Genomic DNA, 18,338 nt, shown 5'->3' with positions numbered 1-18,338 from the left:
ACTATGCAACTAAAACAAATTCAAGCGATTAACTGGAACCGCATCCAGGATGAGAAAGACCTCGAAGTGTGGAACCGCCTGACCAGCAACTTCTGGCTGCCGGAAAAAGTGCCGCTCTCCAACGATCTGCCAGCCTGGCAGTCGCTGGACCACCAGCAGCAGCAGCTGACCATTCGGGTATTTACCGGCCTGACGCTGCTCGACACCATCCAGAACGTGATCGGCGCACCGGGCCTGATGGAAGACGCTATTACGCCACACGAAGAGGCGGTGCTATCCAACATCTCCTTTATGGAAGCGGTGCATGCGCGTTCGTACAGCTCGATTTTCTCCACGCTGTGTAATACCGCGGATGTCGATGCGGCCTATCGCTGGAGCGAAGAGAATCAAGCCTTACAGAACAAGGCGAAGATTGTGCTGGAACACTATCGCGCCGAAGATCCGCTGAAGAAAAAAATCGCCAGCGTGTTCCTTGAATCGTTCCTGTTCTACTCCGGTTTCTGGCTGCCAATGTATTGGTCGAGCCGTGGCAAGCTGACCAACACCGCCGACCTGATCCGGCTGATCATTCGTGACGAAGCGGTGCACGGCTACTACATCGGTTACAAGTACCAAAAAGCGTTAGAGACCGTCGATGCTGGCCGACGCGAAGAGCTGCAGCAGTTCGCGATTGATTTGCTGCTGGCGCTGTATGAAAACGAAGTGGTGTATACCGAAGCCTTATACGGTGAAGTAGGCTGGGCGGAAGAGGTGAAAACCTTCCTGCACTACAACGCCAATAAAGCGTTGATGAACCTTGGTTATGAAGCGCTGTTCCCGGCGGAGCTGACTGCGGTTAACCCGGCAATTCTCTCTGCGCTGTCGCCAAACGCCGATGAAAACCATGACTTCTTCTCAGGTTCCGGCTCTTCCTATGTCATGGGGAAAGCAGTAGAGACCGAAGACGAAGACTGGAACTTCTAAGCGTATTTATCAAATAACGCTCTGCTCTTGTAGGGTCGCCATTCATGGCGACCAGGATTCCCGGTGCGCATTAATGCGCACCCTACATTGAACTCCTCCATTGATTTATTAATAACGAAAAAACGCCCATATATTCCCGCTCTATTTTCATTCTGCATATCTTTTTTCACGCCATTGACACCATTTCTGTTGCGAAATAGCAATAAATCACACTCTCTTTCATAAAAAATTAATCCACGCTCATCCCTTGTGAGCACTGGCGATTTTAGCTATTCGTGCAGACGCGCGCCGCCAAATATCGCCATTCAGGGTTGTCAGATAATTTCACTATGCTAGGGTATAGGGCGCTTAAATTTAATCAGGACCACAACAAGAAATAGTTAAACATTTAACCGGGAAATTAATTACTGCATGGCAATTAAACTCGAAGTAAAGAATTTATATAAGGTATTTGGGGATAATCCCGAAAAGGCATTTAAGCTGATTGATAAAGGCGAAAGCAAAGAGAGTATTCTGGCGAAAACCGGTCTCTCCGTCGGCGTTAAGAATGCCAGTCTGGCCATTGAAGAAGGCGAGATCTTCGTCATCATGGGGCTCTCAGGTTCTGGTAAGTCCACCATGGTTCGCCTTCTCAATCGTCTGATCGAGCCCACCCGTGGCCAGGTAATTATAGACGGTGTCGATATCGCCAAAATATCAGATGCGGAACTGCGTGAAGTCCGCAGAAATAAGATCAGCATGGTATTTCAATCCTTTGCGCTCATGCCACACATGACCGTACTAAATAATGCTGCTTTTGGCATGGAATTAGCCGGCGTACCGTTGCAGGAGCGTCAGGAAAAAGCGCTGGATGCTTTGCGTCAGGTTGGCCTGGATAATTATGCCCATTCGTATCCAGACGAACTTTCTGGTGGCATGCGTCAGCGTGTAGGATTAGCCCGCGCGTTGGCCATTAATCCGGATATTTTACTGATGGATGAAGCCTTCTCGGCACTTGATCCGCTTATTCGTACTGAAATGCAGGATGAGCTGGTAAAACTGCAGGCGAAACATCAGCGTACTATCGTATTTATTTCGCACGACCTTGATGAAGCCATGCGTATTGGCGATCGTATTGCGATTATGCAAGGCGGCGAAGTCGTTCAGGTCGGCACGCCGGATGAAATCCTCAATAATCCTGCCAACGATTATGTGCGCACCTTCTTCCGTGGCGTCGATATTAGCCATGTGTTCAGCGCTAAAGACATTGCCCGTCGTAGCGCTGGTTCCCTGATTCGTAAAGCCGCCGGTTTTGGTCCGCGATCTGCCATCAAGCTGTTGCAGGATGAAGATCGTGAATATGGCTATGTGCTGGAAAAACAGAAGTTTGTCGGCGTGGTTTCTACCGATTCATTGAAAGCTGCCCTGGCGGCCGGTGAAGGGCTGGATAGCGCACTGCTGGAGACGCCGTTAGCGGTTCCTGCCGATACTTCCCTCAACGATCTGCTCTCCCATGTGGCGCAAGCGCCCTGCGCGGTGCCGGTCGTCAGTGAAGAGAATCAGTACGTCGGTATCATTTCGAAAAGCATGCTGTTGCGCGCTTTAGATCGTGAAGGAGCCCAATCATGAGTGAACAAACGTCTAATCCATGGGATAGCGCCAGCCAGACCACGCAGCAACCCGCAACGCCTGATGCCAACGCCGCAGCCAGTAACAGCGATCCCTGGGCGAGCGGCAGTGCCGCCCCCGCAGATAGCGGTTCAGCGAACGGCTCTGCCGATGCGTGGGGCGATCCGGCGGCCGCCAGCAGCGGCGGGCACGATGCTGCCAGTCATGCAGCGAGCAGCAGCGACTGGCTCAGCAGCGCACCCGCTCCCGCACCTGAGCATTTCAACATCATGGACCCGTTCCATAAAACCTGGATTCCACTCGATAGCTGGGTAACCGAAGGCATCGACTGGGTGGTGAGCCATTTCCGCCCGCTGTTTCAGGGCATTCGCGTGCCGGTGGATTACATTCTCAGCGCGTTCCAGCAGTTGCTGCTCGGTATGCCTGCGCCGGTGGCGATCGTGGTGTTTGCGCTGATCGCCTGGCAGATTGCTAGCCCAGCGATGGGGATTGCGACGCTTGTCTCGCTGATTGCGATTGGTGCGATAGGCGCCTGGTCGCAGGCGATGGTGACGCTGGCGTTGGTGCTGACCGCCCTGCTGTTCTGTATCGTGATCGGCTTGCCGCTTGGCATCTGGCTGGCGCGCAGCGAACGTGCCGCGCGCATTATTCGTCCGCTGCTGGATGCGATGCAGACTACGCCGGCGTTCGTCTATTTGGTGCCTATTGTCATGCTGTTCGGTATCGGTAACGTGCCGGGCGTGGTGGTGACCATCATCTTTGCGCTGCCGCCGATTGTGCGACTGACCATTCTCGGCATTAAGCAGGTGCCAGCCGACCTGATTGAAGCAAGTGAATCCTTCGGCGCCAGCCCGCGTCAGATGCTGTTTAAAGTACAGCTGCCGCTGGCGATGCCCACCATCATGGCGGGCGTGAACCAGACGCTGATGCTGGCGTTGTCGATGGTGGTGATCGCCTCGATGATTGCCGTTGGCGGCCTCGGCCAGATGGTACTGCGTGGCATTGGACGTCTCGATATGGGCCTCGCCACCGTGGGCGGCGTGGGCATCGTTATTCTCGCCATTATCCTCGATCGTCTGACGCAATCGATGGGCCGCGACAGCCGCAGCCGTGGCAGCCGTCACTGGTATAGCACCGGGCCGCTTGGTCTGCTGCTCCGCCCTTTCAGTAAAAAAGCCTGATTTCAATGAGCGATCCGCCGGGATCGCTCGTCTCCGACGTAACACGTAAAATAAGGAATGACTATGCGCAAGACAGCTCTATTCGCCGCCGTCCTGACGACGTTCGCCGCGACGCACGTGTCCGCCGCCGACCTGCCGGGTAAAGGCATTACCGTAAAACCGACTCAGAGCACCATTTCTGAAGAGACCTTTCAGACGCTGCTGGTGAGCCGTGCGCTGGAAAAACTCGGCTATACCGTCGAGAAACCCAGCGAGATTGATTACAACGTGGCTTACACCACCATCGCTGCTGGCGATGCCACCTTTATTGCCACCAACTGGCAGCCGCTGCACGATGATATGTATAAAGCGGCGGGCGGCGATGCGAAATTTTATCGTCAGGGCACCTACGTGGGTGGTGCTGCGCAGGGGTATCTGATCGATAAGAAAACCGCTGAGCAGTACCACATCACCAATATCGAGCAGCTAAAAGTTCCAAAGATCGCCAAACTATTTGATACCAACGGCGATGGTAAAGCGGATTTGACCGGCTGTACGCCGGGCTGGGGTTGTGAAGCGGTGATTAATCACCAGATCGATGCTTATAAGCTGAGCAACACCGTTGAACATAATCAGGGTAATTATTCGGCGATGATCGCCGATACCATCACGCGCTTTAAGCAGGGTAAACCGGTGTTCTATTACACCTGGACCCCGTATTGGGTCAGCGACGTGCTGAAGCCGGGTAAAGATGTGGTGTGGCTGCAGGTGCCGTTCTCCTCCCTGCCAGGCGAGCAGAGCAAAGTGGATACTAAATTGGCCAATGGTGCCAACTACGGTTTCCCGGTGAACACCATGCACATCGTGGCCAACAAAGCCTGGACCGAGAAGAACCCGGCAGCGGCGAAATTGTTTGCAGAGATGAAGCTGCCGATTAGCGATATCAACGCTGAAAACGCAGCGATGCATGCTGGTCACGCTTCTGAAGCCGATATCAACGGCCACGTCGATGGCTGGATTAAAGGTCATCAGGCGGAATTTGATAAGTGGATTCAGGACGCGCTGGCGGCGGCTAAATAACGCATTAAAACGCCAGATTTACATTAGCGTTTGTAGTGTGGCGGCGCGATTTTTCGCGCCGTTTTTTATGAGAAAAAGGCTCCACCAGCCAAAGACTGGATAAACCGTGCCGCTACAAAGCGTGAAACCTTTCTCGTTTACCCTTCTCGATAAGCGAAGCGTGCGCTATAGCGCACTGGTACGTCCTGTTAATTAACCCATCAATGAAATAATTTTTTGGGTTACTATTACCCACAAATGATTATCTCTCTCACTTCCGCGCAATGAACGCTCCTGCTTTGACTGTTGAATTTCAGCCTGTGGATAGAACTGGGTTGCGTGGGCTTTGTTAAGAACATGTTAATCAAGCCGTTGATTTACCTGCATTCCCTGGGCAGAAAAAGTGTTTAGAAATCGTAAAGATGGGCACTATCTGATGAGCGATACTGTTCATTAATGATTGGGTTTGTTATGGTTAGCAGAGCAGTTATTCACCAGAGTTATTTTTTCGCGCGAAATTATTTATCTGCAAAAAGGTTTCCCGAAATGAATTGATGACATCATCCGTCTTAATATCCGGCGGTATGTCAGGGCCAGATGCCCAGGGTTAAGGAATAACCTGGAATGTCAGATGTTGACAATGTGATCGTGCGAACAATCACGCACGGAAAATATGACTACGCTTTATCTGTCACCATCATTACTATACCAGTTGCAACTAAGAGGTTTTTTTAAAAATGGAAAGTTCGTTTACTCCCATTGAACAGATGCTAAACATCCGTGCTAACCGCCATAAAGATTTTCCGCTGCAGGAGATCATTCTGACCCGCTTGTGTATGCATATGCAGGGTAAACTGCTGGATAATCGCAACAAAATGTTGAAGGCGCAGGGAATTAACGAAACCTTATTCATGGCGCTGATTACCCTTGATGCACAGGAAAATCAGAGCATTCAGCCATCAGAACTCAGTTCTGCATTAGGCTCCTCCCGTACCAACGCCACACGTATCGCCGATGAGCTGGAGAAGCGTGGCTGGATTGAACGCCGTGAAAGCGAGAACGATCGTCGCTGCCTGCACCTGCACCTGACCGAAAAAGGCAATGAGTTCCTGCGTCAGCTGCTGCCACCACAGCATCAGAGTCTGCAATATCTGTGGTCTTCGCTCTCGACTAACGAGCAGGATCAGCTGGAAACCATCACCCGTAAGTTACTTAACCGTCTGGATAAAATGGACGAAGATCAGGTTATCGCCTCTCTGTCGCGCTAATAGCAAGAAGTGCGACACAATCACCTTCCGAAATCGCTATTTTAATCCCCTTTTATCCGGCCAGCGCTTCAGCGCTGGCTTTTTCGACTCGGGCATCCGTGTTGAAGGATCAACGCATCCCGACTAAATGGCAACCTGGAGAACAACATGAGTGCGACAGCGGAAGCTCAAAGCCCGCAACAGCCAGCAAATAAAAAGAAGAAGCGCAAAGGTGTGCTGATCCTGCTGGCTATCGTGTTTGTAATTATTGGTATTTCGTATCTGGCTTACTGGTATTTGGTGCTGCGTCACTTCCAGGAAACCGATGATGCCTATGTGGCGGGTAACCAGGTGCAGGTGATGGCACAGGTTTCTGGCAGCGTAAATAAAGTTTGGTTTGATAATACTGACAGGGTCAAAAAAGGTGACGTGTTGGTTTCGCTGGATAAAACCGATGCGCAGCAGGCGTTTGAAAAAGCGCAGACCGCATTGGCCACCAGCGTGCGTCAAACCCATCAGCTGATGATCAATGGCAAGCAATATCAAGCCACCATCAAGCTGCAGCAAACCGCGCTGGATCAGGCCGAAGCTGACCTGAAACGCCGCGAGCCGCTGGGTGCATCAAACCTGATTGGTCGCGAAGAGCTGCAACACTCGCGTGATGCTGTCGCCACGGCGAAAGCACAGCTGGATGTTGCGGTGCAGCAATATAACGCCAATCAGGCGATGATCCTGAATACTTCGCTGGAAAATCAGCCTGCGGTACAACAAAGTGCGGCTGAGCTGCGTGATGCCTGGCTGGCGCTGCAGCGCACCGACATCCGTAGCCCAATTGATGGCTTTATATCACGTCGTAGCGTGCAGGTTGGCTCGCAGATCTCTTCTACTACTCCGCTGCTGGCGGTAGTTCCGGCCACCAATCTATGGGTTGATGCCAACTTTAAAGAGACGCAGCTTTCTGGCGTACGTATTGGACAATCGGCCACGGTAATCAGCGATATCTACGGCGATGACGTGGAGTATCACGGTAAAGTGGTGGGGCTTGATATGGGTACCGGTAGCGCCTTCTCTCTGCTGCCGGCGCAAAACGCCACGGGTAACTGGATCAAAGTGGTTCAGCGTCTGCCGGTACGTATTGAGCTGGATGCACAACAAGTTGCCGAGCATCCGCTGCGTATTGGTCTCTCTACGCTGGTGAAAGTGGATACGCAGAACAAAGATGGCGCTACGCTGGCGAGTGTTGTACGCCCACAAGCCGCTTATGAAAGTAATGCTTTGGCAATCGACCTTGCGCCGGTTAACCAGCTGATTACTGACATCGTTCGTGCCAACGCTGACTAACGCCGCGGGAGGCTGGTATGGCACAAAAACCGCTTGAAGGTGCGCCGTTAGTCCTGATGACCATCGCCCTGTCGCTGGCGACGTTTATGCAGGTACTCGACTCCACCATCGCTAACGTGGCGATTCCGACTATCGCCGGTAATCTCGGTGCCTCGAACTCACAAGGTACGTGGGTGATTACCTCTTTCGGGGTGGCGAATGCCATCTCGATTCCTATTACCGGCTGGCTGGCGAAACGCATCGGTGAAGTGAAGCTGTTTACCTGGGCAACCATCCTGTTTGTGCTCGCGTCCTGGGCTTGTGGCATGTCCGAAAGCCTGGAAATGCTGATCTTCTTCCGCGTCATTCAGGGCGTGGTGGCCGGCCCGTTGATTCCGCTGTCGCAGAGTTTGTTGCTCAATAACTATCCCCCGGCGAAACGCAGCGTAGCGCTGTCGCTGTGGGCGATGACGGTGATTGTGGCACCGATCTGTGGCCCGATTCTCGGCGGCTGGATTAGCGACAACTATCACTGGGGCTGGATCTTCTTCATCAACGTGCCGATTGGTGTGGTCGTGGTGTTACTGACGCTGCAAACGCTGCGCGGACGTGAAACCAAAACCGAAATCCGCCCGATCGATATGATTGGTCTGGTGCTGCTGGTGGTGGGCATTGGCTCGCTGCAGGTGATGCTCGACCGCGGGAAAGAGCTCGACTGGTTTAGCTCCAGCGAAATCATTGTGCTAACGGTGGTCGCCGTGGTGGCGCTACTGGTGTTGCTGGTGTGGGAGCTCACCGACGATCACCCAATAGTCGATTTGTCGTTGTTCAAGATGCGCAACTTCACCATTGGCTGCTTATCGATAAGCCTGGCGTATATGCTCTACTTCGGCTCAATCGTCTTGCTGCCGCAGCTGTTGCAGGAGGTATATGGCTACACCGCCACCTGGGCCGGATTGGCGTCGGCGCCGGTTGGCATTCTGCCAGTCATCCTGTCGCCGATCATTGGTCGTTTCGCACATAAGCTGGATATGCGAAAGCTGGTGACCTTTAGCTTTATTATGTACGCCGTGTGCTTCTATTGGCGCGCCTACACGTTTGAACCGGGGATGGATTTTGGTGCATCGGCGTGGCCGCAGTTTATTCAGGGCTTCGCAGTGGCGTGCTTCTTTATGCCGCTGACCACCATTACGCTTTCGGGCTTACCGCCGGAACGTATGGCTGCAGCATCGAGCCTGTCGAACTTCGTGCGTACACTGGCGGGTTCTATCGGGACCTCGATTACCACCACCATGTGGAGCAATCGTGAATCAATGCACCACAGCTATTTGTCGGAGTCGGTGAATCCGTTCAACGTCAATTCACAGCAGATGTATGACCAGCTGGAAAGTTTGGGGATGACCCAACAGCAGGCATCGGCGTATATCGCACAACAGATTACCAATCAGGGACTGATTATTTCGGCGAATGAGATCTTCTGGGCATCGGCGGGCGTATTTTTGATCTTGCTGGTGCTGGTGTGGTTTGCGCGCCCACCCTTTGGTGCCGGCGGCGGCGGCGGTGGCGCTCACTAAGCGATACAACAAAAACGGGCCTTGCGGCCCGTTTTTTTATGCGTTCTGACGCCACCATTCGGCGAGCAGAATACCGGTTGCCACTGAGACGTTGAGGCTCTCAACGTTGCCCGTACCGCCAATTGACAGGCTGAGATCACCCTGCTGGAACGCGCTGTCCGACAGACCTTCGCTCTCCTGACCTAACACCAGCACCATTTTGGCCGGCAGCTCCGCTTTTGCCAGCGGTGTGCCTTCATGACTGGAGGTGGTGACGATGGTATAACCTGCTTTACGGAAAGCTTCCAGGCCCTCAGCGAAGCTTTCGCCGCTGATCGCCTGTACGTGCTCAGCACCACCTTCGGCGGTACGTACTGCCGCACCCGACTCCAGCAGCGAAGCATCATTAACCAGCAATCCTTTCACACCGAAGTGCGCGCAGCTACGCATAATACCGCCGAGGTTGTGCGGGTTGCTGACATCTTCCAGCGCCAGCACGCAATCTTTGGTCGGTGCCTTGGTCAGCCACTCGCTAACCGGCATGCCCATGCGCTTCTTAATAATGAAGCACACGCCGCCGTGGTGTTCGGTACCGGATGCTTTGGTCAGTTCGGCATCGTCTACCACGTGGTAGGCTTTGCGGTTAGCCGCCAGCCAGCGCAGGGTTTCGCGGAAGCGCGGCGTCACGCTCTGGATAAACCAGGCGCGCACGATGCTTTCAGGGCGGCTCAGGAACAGTGCCTGGCAGGCATTTTCACCGTAAACGCGCGTCTCTTCCTGACGTTGGCGGCGAATCTGCTCGGGATCGATTACCGGCTTATTGCTGGCTGCATCATCCAGCTGGCTGTCATCTGCAACTGGTGGACGCGAAACGGTGCGCCACGGTGAATCACCGAAACTGCGGTTATCACTGCCACGATCGTCACGCTGACCAAAGCTACGGCCGCGTTCACTGTTGCGTGCGTCGCGCGGGGCAGAACCACGTCCGCCGGCTTCGCTGCGTGCGCCGCTACGGCCACTCTCTTCATTACCACGTGCGCTGCGAGGACCAGAACGACGATTATCTTCCTGGCGCGCAGCAGGACGGCCGCCTTTGCCGGTACGGGGATTAGGCTTTTGACCACCCTCCTCATCACGTACATACATCACTTTTACCTTGCCGCTTTTGCCTTTAAATTCGTCGTTCATCTGTTCCTCCAGCATTGAGAGCGCGAAGATTACCTGATGTGTCGGTGCTTAGCTATCAACTATTGAACCTATTGGGCAATCCAGATTGAGCATAGCACTCAACCTTTTCATAATGTCCGGCAATCATCAGATTTACAGGTCCGGGTTGAGGTAAATATGAATACAGTCTGTGCCTCCTGTCAGGCAACTAATCGCGTGCCCGAGTCGCGCATTGCCGATGGAGCAAAATGTGGGCGTTGCGGCGGTGAGCTGTTTAACGGTGAAGTCGCCAACGCGACATCCGCCACGCTGGATAAATATCTGCAGGACGATCTGCCGGTAGTGATCGACTTCTGGGCACCGTGGTGCGGCCCGTGCGTAAACTTTGCGCCAGTGTTTAAAGATGTCGCCGACGAGCGGCGCGGCAAAGTGCGTTTTGTGAAGGTAAACACGGAAGCTGAACCAGCGTTAAGCTCGCGGTTCCGCATTCGCAGCATTCCGACCATTATGCTGTTTAAGAACGGCGAAATGGTCGACATGCTGAATGGCGCCATGCCGAAAGCGCCGTTCAATGAATGGCTCGACGAATCGCTGTAAATCGCTGATGGCCAGCCGCGTGCTGGCCTTCCTTATTATTACCTTTCCCTGCTAATTCCATTACACTGACGTTTTTCCTCCTGCCAGCGAATCTATGTTTGAAAATGCCGTCCTGCGCTTACGTGCGCAACGTTTAGCGCGCGCTACGCGGCCGTTTCTGGCGCGCGGTAATCGCGTGCTGCGCTGCCAGCGCTGTTTGCTACCGCAGAAAAATTGTCTGTGCGCGTCCATCCAGCCACAGCCAGCGCGTAGCCGCTTTTGCCTGGTTATGTTCGATACCGAGCCGATGAAGCCCAGCAATACCGGCAGGCTGATTGCCGATGTGCTGCCGGATACGCAGGCGTTCGGTTGGTCACGCACCGAGCCAGATCCTCAGCTGCTGGCCGCAGTTAAAAGCGAACATTATCAGCCGCTGGTGGTGTTTCCCGCGTCGTACGCTGATGCCGATCGTGACGTGTTAACCCGCCCGCCTCTGACCGGCAAACCGCCGCTGTTTATCCTGCTCGATGGCACCTGGACCGAAGCGCGTAAGATGTTCCGTAAAAGTCCGTGGCTCGATGCATTCCCGGTGATGTCGCTGAACGTGACCATGCCATCGCGCTATACGCTGCGTGAAGCGCACGGCGTGGGTCAACACTGCACCGCAGAAGTTGCCGCTGCGCTACTGGAGCAGGCCGGCGATCTTGCCGCGGCTGCGGAACTACATCACTATTTCGAACGCTTCCGTCACGCTTATCTGGCGGGCAAGCCGCACCATCCCGTGCATAGCCTCGAAAATGTCCTTTAAGGATTTGCAGCTTTTGTAACCAGCCAGTTTGATTTATAGTCGCGCATCGCCACGGAGTTGGCCTTATATGCAAAGGATGCACGATGAAAACTTTCTGGCTGCTGATGCTGCTGCTCACCGGCTGCAGCACCGCCCCACAACCCGACCGCGCTTTTCCGCCGCAGCTGCAATCTGCCAGCACCCGCCCAACCGCACTGATTTCAAGCAGCGCTTTGATGCCCGGTGATTTGTTGCTCTCATCCGCCACGTCACCACAATCGTGGGGAATTCGCCTGTTTACTCTGACTGGCGTAAGCCATGCAGCGATTTATCTTGGCGATGAACAGGTTGCGGAAGCGGTTGGCAGCGGCGTTAAAATTATTCCGCTAAATCATGCTATTGATGAAAGCAATAGTCTGCTGGTGCTGCGCGTACCCGGCATGACCAGCGAGCAGATGCTGCGCTTACGGGAGTTTGCCGATTTACAGCAAGGCAAAAAATACAACTTCAAGGGCATCGTAATGTTTATGCCGTTTATGGTGTCACGCCGTCTGTGTGAACTGCCACTCGTCAATGAAGAGGTTCGCAGTGCCTGCCTTACCGCAATGGCCCGCGTGCAGTTAGCTGATGTTGACGATCCTCAAGCCAATCGCTTCTTCTGCTCCGAATTTGTATTGGCGGGCTATCGTCATGCGGGTATTGAACTGTTGCAGGGGCAGGCCAATTGGGTCAGCCCGGCAGATTTACTGCATTTACGTGACGGCGATGTCTCAGCATGGCGGGCGCAGCAGAATATGCAGTATGTCGGCCATTTAAAACGCTGGAATCTAAAAGAGATCCTTGGCCTGCGATCGGCGAATCAGCAAGCGCATTAAAAAGCGTTTACAATCATGCCAATCTTGATAGCAGGAGCGGATGATGAGCCAACGCGGACTGGAAGCGCTGTTACGACCTAAATCAATCGCGGTAGTCGGTGCCTCGATTACCCCGGGGCGCGCCGGCTACTTTATGATGCGTAATCTGCTGGCCGGCGGGTTTAGTGGTCCGGTGTTGCCGGTGACGCCGAAATATAAAGCAGTGAGCGGCGTGCTGGCCTGGCCTGATATCGCCAGCCTGCCCTTCGCGCCCGATCTCGCCATCATCTGCACCCACGCCAAACGTAATCTCGAACTACTGCAACAGCTGGGCGAAAAAGGCTGCAAGGCGTGCATTATTCTTTCAGCACCGGCCAGTCAATTGGAAGAACTGAAAGCCTGTGCCAGCCAATGGCAAATCCGCCTGCTCGGCCCGAATAGCTTAGGTTTGCTGGCGCCATGGCAAGGGCTGAATGCTAGCTTCTCACCGGTGCCGATTGCAAAAGGACGTATTGCCTTTATTTCACAATCGGCCGCGGTCTCTAATACCATCCTGGATTGGGCGCAGCAGCGAAACCTCGGTTTCTCGTGGTTTATCGCACTGGGTGACAGCCTGGATATCGACGTCGATGACCTGTTAGATTTCCTCGCGCGCGACGGTAAAACCAGCGCCATTTTGCTCTATCTCGAACATCTGAGCGACGCGCGCCGCTTTGTTTCCGCCTCACGCAGCGCCTCACGCAATAAACCCATTCTGGTGATAAAAAGTGGCCGTAGCCATCAGGCGCAGGCAATGATCGGCACCCGTAGCGGATTGGATGCGGCCTGGGATGCGGCGATTCAACGCGCTGGTTTACTACGCGTGCAGGATACGCACGAACTCTTTACGGCGGTAGAGTCGCTCAGCCATATGCGCCCATTACGCGGCGATCGGCTGATGATTCTCAGCAACGGCGCAGCACCGGCTGCGCTGGCGCTCGATGAGCTGTATGCGCGCAACGGCAAGCTGGCGACGCTGAATGAAGAGACATTACAGGCGCTGGCGGCGCTGCTGCCGGAAGGTGTCGGTCGCGGTAATCCGCTCGACTTAAAAGATGATGCAACACCGGCACGTTATGTGGCCTGCATTGAACGGCTGCTGGATAGCCATGAACTTGATGCGCTGATGATCATTCATGCGCCAAGTGCCGTATCGCCTTCCAGCGAAACCGCCGAGCAGATTATCGCTGCGGTTGCCAAACATCCGCGTGGCAAACAGGTCACGCTACTGACTAACTGGTGCGGCGAATACTCCTCACAGGCTGCGCGGCGCGCCTTTACGCAAGCTGGCATTCCCACCTGGCGTACGCCGGAAGGAACCATCACCGCGTTCATGCATCAGGTGGAATATCGCCGTAACCAAAAGCAACTGCGCGAGACGCCCGCACTGCCGCTCGGTTTAACCCAGAACAGCAAGCAGGCGCATCAGCTGATTCAACAGGCGCTGGATCAGGGTATTACCACGCTTGATACCCATGAAGTGCAGCCGGTGTTGCAGGCTTATGGATTAGCTACCTTGCCAACCTGGATTGCCAGTGACAGTGCTGCCGCTGGCAAAATCGCCGAACAGATTGGTTATCCGGTCGCGCTGAAACTGCGTTCGCCAGATATTCCCCATAAGTCTGAAGTACAAGGTGTCATGTTGTATCTGCGCAGCGCCGCGGAAGTGGAACAAGCGGCCGAAGCGATTTTCGATCGCGTGCGCGAAACCCATCCACAAGCACACGTTGATGGCCTGCTAGTACAGAGCATGGCGAATCGCGCTGGAGCGCAGGAATTGCGCGTGGTGGTAGAGCAAGATCCGCTGTTCGGCCCCATTATCCTGCTGGGTGAAGGCGGCGTAGAGTGGCAGCCAGATAAACAAGCCGCGGTTGCTTTACCACCGCTGAATATGACGCTGGCGCGCTATCTGGTGATTCAAGCGATGAAGAGTGGCAAGGTGCGCAGTCGTAGCGCGCTGAGGCCGTTGGATATCACCGGGCTTAGCCAGCTGTTAGTGCAGGTTTCAAACCTGATAGTCGATTGCCCCGAGATTCAACGCCTGGATATTCATCCGCTGCTGGCATCGGCGAATGAATTCACGCTTCTGGATGTGACTTTGCAGCTGGCGCCTTTTAGCGGCGATAACGAAACACGCCTGGCGATCCGCCCTTATCCCCATCATCTGGAAGAGCAGGTGCAGCTAAAAGATGGCCAACATTGTTTGTTCCGTCCCATTCTGCCAGAAGATGAGCCGCAGCTACGTGCCTTCATCGCTCAAGTAACCAAAGAAGATCTCTACTATCGCTACTTCAGCGAAATCAATGAGTTCACTCATGAAGACTTGGCAAATATGACGCAAATCGATTATGACCGTGAGATGGCGATTGTTGCAGTACGTCAGCACAATGGCGCCGACGAGATTATCGGTGTCACGCGCGCCATTTCTGATGCTGACAATATCGACGCAGAGTTCTCCGTTTTGGTCCGCTCCGATTTGAAAGGGTTAGGCATGGGGCGGCGTCTGTTGGAAAAGATGATCCGCTATACACGCGATCATGGCCTGCAACAATTGAACGGTATCACCATGCCGCACAATACCGGCATGATTACGTTGGCGAGAAAACTTAATTTTCGTGTGAATATTCAACTGGATGACGGCATTGTTAGCCTGAATTTGCCGCTTAGCGACGCCATCGGCTAACCTGTAGAGAAAGGTAAAAATCCTCCTTAACAGGCCGGTTGATGGTATTATTTAACGTTAGGATCATGATTTGATGGCAAAAGGCCATGCAATGAACAAAGAAGAAGTGCACTGTGATGTTGTCTAAATTTAAACGTAATAAACACCAACAACACCTCGCACAGCTGCCTAAACTGTCACAATCCGTGTCGGATCTGACCACGCTTTATTCGCCTGCCGAGTTTCGTGAAACCTTGCTGACGAAAATTGCCGCGGCAGAAAAGCGTATCTGCATTACGGCGCTGTATCTGGAAAATGATGACGGTGGCCGGGGAATCATGCAGGCGCTATACGCGGCGCGTCAGGCAAAACCAGAGCTGGATGTCTGCATTCTGGTTGATTGGCATCGTGCCCAGCGTGGACGCATAGGTGCCGCGCGTAGTGTAACCAATGCCGATTGGTATTGTGAAATGGCTGCGCAGCATCCTGATATCGCGATTCCCGTTTACGGTATTCCGGTAAACACGCGTGAAGCGCTTGGCGTGTTACATCTGAAAGGTTTTATTATTGATGATACGTTGCTTTATAGCGGCGCAAGCCTGAACGATGTCTATCTGCATCAGCATGATAAATATCGTTATGATCGTTACCAGCTGATCCGCAATCCGCAGCTGACCGATACGATGTATGCATGGATCTGTGAGAATCTTAAAGAGTCTGAGGCGGTCAATCGTCTCGATCGAAGCGAGCGCCCTTCAAGTCCTGAAATTAAGAATGAAACACGTCAGTTCCGCCAGGAGCTGCGCAGCTTTAACTATCAGTTCACGGGCAATGCGGATAATGAATCACTTACCGTAACGCCGCTGGTTGGCTTGGGTAAACGCAGCCTGCTGAACAAAACCATTTTCCATTTGATGCCGTGCGCGGAGCATAAGCTGACGCTATGCACGCCTTATTTCAACCTGCCAGCCATTCTGGTGCGCAATCTGATTCATTTACTGCGTCAGGGTAAAGAAGTGGAGATTATCATCGGTGACAAAACCGCTAATGACTTCTACATCCCGCCAGAACAGCCCTTCAAAATTATTGGGGCGTTACCCTATCTTTATGAGATCAATCTACGTCGCTTCCTGAGCCGCCTCCAGTATTACGTGAATAATGGCCAGCTGACCGTGCGCTTGTGGAAAGATGGTGAAAACAGTTATCACCTAAAAGGTATCTGGGTTGATGACGAATGGATGATGATTACCGGCAACAACCTCAATCCACGCGCATGGCGACTTGACCTGGAAAACGCGGTGTTAATTCACGATCCTCTCAATGAATTAGCGGAGCAGCGTGAAAAAGAACTGGCGCTGATTCGCCAGCACACATCGGTGGTGCAGCATTTCCGCGAACTGGAGAGCATCTCTGATTATCCGGCTAAGGTACGCAAACTGATTCGCCGCCTGCGCCGTATTCGTATTGACCGTTTGATTAGCCGTCTGCTTTAACCGATGCGTGCGCTCATCCTCTGCGTAGTTTTGCTGTGTAGTGGATGTGCGCATGTGGCCCAGGATAACTGGACGGGCAAAGATAAAGCGGAACACTTCTTTTCTTCCGCCGCTCTGGCTGCAGCAGGCAGTGAAATCTCTCAGCATCAACATCAAGGTCGCAGGCAAAGTTTGCGCTTCGGCTTTCTATTTTCCCTTAGCTTTGGTGTCGGTAAAGAGTGGTATGACAGCCGCTCATCGGGGAGCGGCTGGAGTTGGAAAGATCTAAGCTGGGACGTCGCTGGCGCTGCCAGCGGTATTGCGTTATGGAATCTTAGCCAGTAATTACAGCGCAATCCCCTTTCCTTTACGGTGAAGCATCAGCGAGACCAGGAATGCCAATGCCCCCATTGCCGATACATACCAGAAGAAACTGGTTTCGATGCCTTCCCTCTTCAGCAGTAACGCCACATACTCCGCCGAACCGCCAAATATCGCATTCGCTACCGCATATGACAGTCCGACACCTAGCGCCCGCACTTCTGGTGGGAACATTTCTGCTTTTAAAATGCCGCTGATCGCGGTGTAGAAACTGGTGATGATGAGTGCCAGCATGATTAATGCAAATGCCAGCCAATTGCTCTGCACATTTTGCAACAGCATGAGAACGGGAACAGTACAAATTGCTGCACCAGCGCCGAAGATCATCATAGAGGCGCGACGCCCGATTTTGTCTGACAGTGCGCCAATAATTGGTTGAATCAGCATAAAGACCAATAAAGCACCGGTCATTAACCCACTGGCGCTGCGCGCATCCATGCCTGCAGTATTAACCAGGTATTTTTGCATGTATGTAGTGAAGGTATAAAAACTCAGCGAACCGCCGGCGGTAAAGCCCAGTACCATAATAAAAGCACGAGAGTGATTGCGCAGCAGCCCTATAATGCTGCCAGCATCAGAGTGCTCACGGTTTTTTTTCTCAGAAGTTTCATTGAGAGAGCGACGCAGCCACAAAGCAACAATTGCCAATGCCGCTCCCAGGAAGAAGGGGATGCGCCAGCCCCAACTCCGCAACGCTTCATCACTTAGAATTTGCTGTAAAACGACCACGGTAAGTACCGCCAGTAATTGACCACCAATTAACGTCACATATTGAAACGAAGCATAGAAACCTTTGCGCCCCTCAAGTGCTACTTCGCTCATATAAGTCGCGCTGGTGCCATATTCCCCACCGACAGACAGTCCCTGAAACATACGCGCCAACAACAAAATAACGGGTGCAGCTAATCCTATTTCGCCATAACCCGGTAGGCAGGCAATCACTAACGATCCCAAACACATCATGCATACCGAGATCAACATGGATCTTTTTCGTCCATGCCGGTCGGCAATATAGCCAAACAACCAGCCGCCAATCGGCCTCATGAGAAATCCTGCGGCAAAAACGCCTGCGGTTTGCAGTAGCTGCGTTGTGGTATCGCCACTTGGGAAGAAGATATGGGCAAAATAGAGTGAGAAGAAGGAGTAAACGTAGAAATCGAACCATTCGACTAAATTACCCGAAGATGCGCCAACGATCGCCCAGATGCGTTGTTTACTGACGGCTGCTGTTTCCGGCTGTGCCACTTTTTGTTGTAGGGAGTCTGTCATACTTACCTCATTTCCTTGCGAAGAATTAACGCCAAAGGATTGAGTAAAGCATCTATTCGCTATTTGCGGGAATTGGCTGTAATCCTGGATCACAAATTGTGACAAGAGGGGAATTTTGGAATGTAATTTACGCCTTTTTCATGCGAATTCAGCGTACTGCTTCATTGCATCTTTGCAAAAAAACGTAAAAAAGCCCCGAACTTCCGTTCGGGGCTTTTTCA

At 53.1% G+C, this 18,338-nt stretch carries 15 protein-coding genes; 13 read left to right on the top strand and 2 right to left on the bottom strand.

Annotation, left to right across the window (positions count from 1 at the left end; genetic code table 11):
• The first annotated feature begins 3 nt into the window (after window positions 1-3).
• From nrdF to emrB, 7 genes are all read left to right on the top strand, one after another.
• Window positions 4-963, top strand: coding sequence for a class 1b ribonucleoside-diphosphate reductase subunit beta (gene nrdF / locus AAGR08_RS03775; protein WP_345828628.1), 960 nt, complete (start codon window positions 4-6; stop codon window positions 961-963).
• Window positions 964-1,374: 411 nt separating this feature from the next.
• Window positions 1,375-2,571 carry a glycine betaine/L-proline ABC transporter ATP-binding protein ProV gene (gene proV, locus AAGR08_RS03770; RefSeq protein ID WP_345828626.1) on the top strand — a complete coding sequence of 399 codons (1,197 nt, stop codon included), beginning with the start codon at window positions 1,375-1,377 and terminating at the stop codon, window positions 2,569-2,571.
• On the top strand, window positions 2,568-3,752 hold the full coding sequence (gene proW, locus AAGR08_RS03765) for a glycine betaine/L-proline ABC transporter permease ProW (protein ID WP_345828624.1): 1,185 nt from the start codon (window positions 2,568-2,570) through the stop codon (window positions 3,750-3,752). The genes proV and proW overlap by 4 nt, the downstream gene beginning before the upstream one ends.
• A 63-nt stretch (window positions 3,753-3,815) precedes the next feature.
• Window positions 3,816-4,811, top strand: a complete 996-nt coding sequence (gene proX / locus AAGR08_RS03760; protein WP_345828622.1) for a glycine betaine/L-proline ABC transporter substrate-binding protein ProX — start codon at window positions 3,816-3,818, stop codon at window positions 4,809-4,811.
• Window positions 4,812-5,527: 716 nt separating this feature from the next.
• Window positions 5,528-6,058 (top strand): transcriptional repressor MprA, encoded by a 531-nt coding sequence (mprA, locus tag AAGR08_RS03755; RefSeq protein ID WP_007886395.1) that lies wholly within the window; start codon window positions 5,528-5,530, stop codon window positions 6,056-6,058.
• 147 nt (window positions 6,059-6,205) lie between these two features.
• Window positions 6,206-7,378 (top strand): multidrug efflux MFS transporter periplasmic adaptor subunit EmrA, encoded by a 1,173-nt coding sequence (gene emrA, locus AAGR08_RS03750; protein WP_345828620.1) that lies wholly within the window; start codon window positions 6,206-6,208, stop codon window positions 7,376-7,378.
• Window positions 7,379-7,395: 17 nt separating this feature from the next.
• Window positions 7,396-8,931 carry a multidrug efflux MFS transporter permease subunit EmrB gene (gene emrB / locus AAGR08_RS03745; RefSeq protein ID WP_097096330.1) on the top strand — a complete coding sequence of 512 codons (1,536 nt, stop codon included), beginning with the start codon at window positions 7,396-7,398 and terminating at the stop codon, window positions 8,929-8,931.
• Between the two features lie 36 nt (window positions 8,932-8,967).
• Here emrB and AAGR08_RS03740 read toward each other — a convergent pair whose 3' ends face one another.
• On the bottom strand, window positions 8,968-10,098 hold the full coding sequence (locus AAGR08_RS03740; protein ID WP_097096329.1) for a tRNA/rRNA methyltransferase: 1,131 nt from the start codon (window positions 10,096-10,098) through the stop codon (window positions 8,968-8,970).
• A gap of 156 nt (window positions 10,099-10,254) precedes the next feature.
• On the opposite strand from AAGR08_RS03740, the gene trxC reads away from it, so the two are divergent.
• The 6 genes from trxC (at window position 10,255) to AAGR08_RS03710 (ending at window position 16,812) form a co-directional block, all read left to right on the top strand.
• Entirely contained in the window at window positions 10,255-10,674 is a 420-nt protein-coding gene (gene trxC / locus AAGR08_RS03735) for a thioredoxin TrxC (RefSeq protein WP_007886387.1), read from the top strand.
• A 94-nt stretch (window positions 10,675-10,768) separates the two neighbouring features.
• Entirely contained in the window at window positions 10,769-11,461 is a 693-nt protein-coding gene (locus AAGR08_RS03730) for a tRNA-uridine aminocarboxypropyltransferase (RefSeq protein ID WP_345828615.1), read from the top strand.
• 83 nt (window positions 11,462-11,544) lie between these two features.
• Window positions 11,545-12,315: a YaeF family permuted papain-like enzyme gene (locus tag AAGR08_RS03725; protein ID WP_345828614.1), complete on the top strand. Its 771-nt coding sequence runs from the start codon at window positions 11,545-11,547 to the stop codon at window positions 12,313-12,315.
• Between the two features lie 43 nt (window positions 12,316-12,358).
• Window positions 12,359-15,016: a bifunctional acetate--CoA ligase family protein/GNAT family N-acetyltransferase gene (locus AAGR08_RS03720; protein ID WP_345828612.1), complete on the top strand. Its 2,658-nt coding sequence runs from the start codon at window positions 12,359-12,361 to the stop codon at window positions 15,014-15,016.
• Window positions 15,017-15,132: 116 nt separating this feature from the next.
• Entirely contained in the window at window positions 15,133-16,488 is a 1,356-nt protein-coding gene (gene pssA, locus AAGR08_RS03715) for a CDP-diacylglycerol--serine O-phosphatidyltransferase (RefSeq protein WP_345828611.1), read from the top strand.
• A 3-nt stretch (window positions 16,489-16,491) separates the two neighbouring features.
• The gene (locus AAGR08_RS03710) at window positions 16,492-16,812 is read left to right on the top strand and encodes a YfiM family lipoprotein (protein WP_345828609.1); all 321 of its coding nucleotides are present in this window, start codon (window positions 16,492-16,494) and stop codon (window positions 16,810-16,812) included.
• Here AAGR08_RS03710 and AAGR08_RS03705 read toward each other — a convergent pair whose 3' ends face one another.
• Window positions 16,813-18,117: an MFS family transporter gene (locus AAGR08_RS03705; RefSeq protein ID WP_345829855.1), complete on the bottom strand. Its 1,305-nt coding sequence runs from the start codon at window positions 18,115-18,117 to the stop codon at window positions 16,813-16,815.
• Window positions 18,118-18,338: the final 221 nt, after the last annotated feature.

The organism is Pantoea sp. BRR-3P (genome assembly GCF_039621635.1).
Classification (GTDB): Bacteria; Pseudomonadota; Gammaproteobacteria; order Enterobacterales; family Enterobacteriaceae; genus Pantoea; species Pantoea floridensis.
Note: the sequence above shows the minus strand (reverse complement) of the source record. Positions and strands in the feature narration are given on the sequence as shown.

Excerpts from the sequence above, each read along its gene's own strand:
- AAGR08_RS03725 (WP_345828614.1), top strand. The coding sequence starts at position 11,545 with ATGAAAACTTTCTGGCTGCTGATGCTGCTGCTCACCGGCTGCAGCACC.
- mprA (WP_007886395.1), top strand. The coding sequence starts at position 5,528 with ATGGAAAGTTCGTTTACTCCCATTGAACAGATGCTAAACATCCGTGCT.
- AAGR08_RS03705 (WP_345829855.1), bottom strand. The coding sequence starts at position 18,117 with ATGACAGACTCCCTACAACAAAAAGTGGCACAGCCGGAAACAGCAGCC.
- pssA (WP_345828611.1), top strand. The coding sequence starts at position 15,133 with ATGTTGTCTAAATTTAAACGTAATAAACACCAACAACACCTCGCACAG.
- emrB (WP_097096330.1), top strand. The coding sequence starts at position 7,396 with ATGGCACAAAAACCGCTTGAAGGTGCGCCGTTAGTCCTGATGACCATC.
- AAGR08_RS03740 (WP_097096329.1), bottom strand. The coding sequence starts at position 10,098 with ATGAACGACGAATTTAAAGGCAAAAGCGGCAAGGTAAAAGTGATGTAT.
- proX (WP_345828622.1), top strand. The coding sequence starts at position 3,816 with ATGCGCAAGACAGCTCTATTCGCCGCCGTCCTGACGACGTTCGCCGCG.
- trxC (WP_007886387.1), top strand. The coding sequence starts at position 10,255 with ATGAATACAGTCTGTGCCTCCTGTCAGGCAACTAATCGCGTGCCCGAG.
- nrdF (WP_345828628.1), top strand. The coding sequence starts at position 4 with ATGCAACTAAAACAAATTCAAGCGATTAACTGGAACCGCATCCAGGAT.
- AAGR08_RS03720 (WP_345828612.1), top strand. The coding sequence starts at position 12,359 with ATGAGCCAACGCGGACTGGAAGCGCTGTTACGACCTAAATCAATCGCG.
- proV (WP_345828626.1), top strand. The coding sequence starts at position 1,375 with ATGGCAATTAAACTCGAAGTAAAGAATTTATATAAGGTATTTGGGGAT.
- AAGR08_RS03730 (WP_345828615.1), top strand. The coding sequence starts at position 10,769 with ATGTTTGAAAATGCCGTCCTGCGCTTACGTGCGCAACGTTTAGCGCGC.
- emrA (WP_345828620.1), top strand. The coding sequence starts at position 6,206 with ATGAGTGCGACAGCGGAAGCTCAAAGCCCGCAACAGCCAGCAAATAAA.
- proW (WP_345828624.1), top strand. The coding sequence starts at position 2,568 with ATGAGTGAACAAACGTCTAATCCATGGGATAGCGCCAGCCAGACCACG.
- AAGR08_RS03710 (WP_345828609.1), top strand. The coding sequence starts at position 16,492 with ATGCGTGCGCTCATCCTCTGCGTAGTTTTGCTGTGTAGTGGATGTGCG.